This is a genomic window from Microcystis sp. M31BS1 (assembly GCF_020245285.1).
In the GTDB taxonomy this organism is placed as follows: Bacteria; Cyanobacteriota; Cyanobacteriia; order Cyanobacteriales; family Microcystaceae; genus Microcystis; species Microcystis panniformis.
In genome coordinates, this window is the sequence record NZ_JADBVE010000304.1 from 1 (window position 1) to 2678 (window position 2678).

2 protein-coding genes and 1 pseudogene are annotated in these 2678 nt (G+C 41.8%); 1 reads left to right on the forward strand and 2 read right to left on the reverse strand.

What is annotated here, in order from left to right:
- Positions 1 to 290: 290 nt before the first annotated feature.
- Complete coding sequence (gene glyQ / locus IM509_RS17520) at positions 291 to 1166, reverse strand: glycine--tRNA ligase subunit alpha (protein WP_002786801.1); 876 nt, start codon at positions 1164 to 1166, stop codon at positions 291 to 293.
- Between the two features lie 130 nt (positions 1167 to 1296).
- Positions 1297 to 2220 (reverse strand): hypothetical protein, encoded by a 924-nt coding sequence (locus IM509_RS17525; RefSeq protein WP_002786799.1) that lies wholly within the window; start codon positions 2218 to 2220, stop codon positions 1297 to 1299.
- A gap of 189 nt (positions 2221 to 2409) precedes the next feature.
- Between IM509_RS17525 and IM509_RS17530 the strand changes: the two are divergent.
- Positions 2410 to 2541: pseudogene (locus IM509_RS17530) on the forward strand (Uma2 family endonuclease); the annotation flags it as partial.
- Between the last annotated feature and the right edge of the window lie 137 nt (positions 2542 to 2678).

Here is a 2678-nt window from a genome sequence, read left to right on the forward strand (position 1 = left end):
ACCTCTGCTCTTTCTTCTTCTTTAAGAGCTTTTTGTAAGTTTTTCTTTTCTTCTAAGTCTAGGAAATCTTTGGCTGGCATAAGTAGGATTTTTCTCAAGTTACTATTTCTATTTTAGGTGGTTTAAGTGCGTTTTAGCTTAGTTCTTGGACTTATGAGGTTTAAAGTTGCTGGTTTGAGGTTGGGGAGATTTTATCAGTGAACAGTAAACAGTGAACTGAAAACTCGCATCTGATAACTGGTAACTGATAACTGATTACTGAAAATGCTGACTGCTAGAATAACTGATCGCTAGACCGTTTGTAGGGGAAAACCTAAAGCTTCTCGTTGCTGTAAATACAATTGAGCAACCTGTCGAGCTAAATTGCGAATTCTGCCGATATAACGGGTTCTTTCAGCTACAGCAATCACACCTCTAGCATCGAGTAAATTAAAAGTATGGGAACATTTAAGAACATAATCTAGACTGGGAATCACCAGAGAGCGATCGATTAATTGTTTAGCTTCCTGTTCATATAAACTGAATAAACTAAACAATAACTCAGGATTAGAAGCCTCAAAATTGTAGGTACATTGTTCGATTTCATTTTGCAGGAAAATATCACCGTAGAGGATATTTTCATTCCATTGAATTTTATTAATTGCCTCTACATCTTGCAGATACATGGCCAATCTTTCTAAACCGTAGGTAATTTCGATCGCCACGGGACGACAATCGATACCCCCACACTGTTGAAAGTAGGTAAACTGGGTGATCTCCATACCATCTAACCACACTTCCCAACCCACACCCCAAGCGCCGAGGGTGGGAGATTCCCAGTTATCTTCCACGAAGCGAATATCGTGATCTTCTGGGTTAATTCCTAACACCCGCAGGGAGTCTAAATAGATATCCTGAATATTATCGGGAGAGGGTTTAATTAGGACTTGATATTGATAGTAATGCTGAAAACGATTGGGATTTTCGCCATAACGGCCATCCGTAGGACGACGACAGGGTTCCACATAGGCAACGGCCCAAGGTTCCGGACCAATTGCCCTTAAAAAAGTGTGGGGACTCATGGTTCCTGCACCTTTTTCGGTATCATAGGGTTGAGCAACTAAACAACCGCGATCAGACCAAAATTCATTTAATTTAGCGATAACAGCTTGGAAAGTTAAAGACATGGGGAAAAAGTAAAAAAGCAGATTAGGGGTTGGGGAAGTGGGGTGTAGGGTGTGGGGTGTAGGGTGTGGGTTGTAGGGAGATGGGAGGTTGGGGAGAAAAAAGCCGCCGACCGACTCCTGACAGTTAAAGTCACTGACTTACTTTTAACTGCAAGCGAAAGTGAACAGGGGTAGAAGATTGGGGGAGAATAACTAATTCATAAAATCCCTCTTCGGGTAATTGACCGGACCATTGCCGATCGCTAGACTTGTCTAAAAGGGTAATATTACCCGTGGGAGAGTAGAAAGATAGTAAAACTTCGCCTTCCGCCTCTAAATTTAAGTCTAACCGATTACTGGAACGCAATTTTATTGCATAGGCTTTTCCTTGCCCCTCGCTGAGAATTGCCTCGATAACTTCCTCTCCCCCCGCGTCTAAACTTTCGAGCGCTTGGTAAGATAGGCCAGACTGTAAAGATTGTAACTGATTCCAGGCCAAGCCACTCCACAGTTGACCTAGACCGCTATCAAAATTTGGTCTTTCTGTCAATTCGGTAAATAGCTGAAAAAAGGCGGTATCAGTAAGTAAATTAAGGACTCTACTGCTTAAGCGTAACTGATTCACTTGTTCTCGCCATTTTTCTCGCTGTTGCTCGTCGTAGCTACCTAATGCTTCTCTAGTGCCAGAATCGAGACGTTCTAAGCGATCAAGGATTTCTGCTGCTAAAATGTCTCTTTGTTCCTGTTTCTGTTTTTCCTCTTTGATATCCCCATAGCGAAGGCTAAACAATTCATTGACGAGATTTTTAAAAAACTGACCATCAATTCCCAACTCTAGACGGCGCTTTCTCATCTCGGCTTTCCGTTGCCATGCCGTATCTGTGGCAGAATTAAAGTTATTTTCCTCCGTGGCAAAAACGGGTTTAACGGTTTGGGGTTGATTGCTGTGTTTAACCCACTGTTTCCCGATTAACCAGCCTATTGCCGCCGATAATAACATCAAGAGGCAAAAAATAGCGATTCTGCCAGAACAGCCGAGAAAAAGGGGCGATTTATTCCGAGAATTAGCGGCCATTGTCTCCTTAGACGATTGAGGGTTTTGATCTGTAAAGATGAGATTAACACAAATAATAGGCTAAGACGCATTTTAACCGCCTATCCTTAGATTAGCTGAATCTTCCCCAATCCCTTTACTGTTGCCCCTTGTCCCGTCTCAACAAGCAGTTTAAATACACGGGCAGCTTATTATTCATAGCAGATAACCATGACTACAACTCAACCCCTATCCCCTGGCCAAACCGCCCGAAAAGATGAGATAATCTTCCCAACGGGCGAATTTTGGAGTGATGAACCGCCATTGGAAAGTAATTTACATCTAACTCAGATTATTTTATTAGACCTCTTGCATAATTTTTTTATGGTATAATGGAGGGTTTTGCTTTTTTCTCAATTCTTAGATTGAAGTGGAAAAAAGAATAAAAGGTTCTTCGTTACTTGGTATGATTCGATATGGGGGCATAAATCGACTAAATC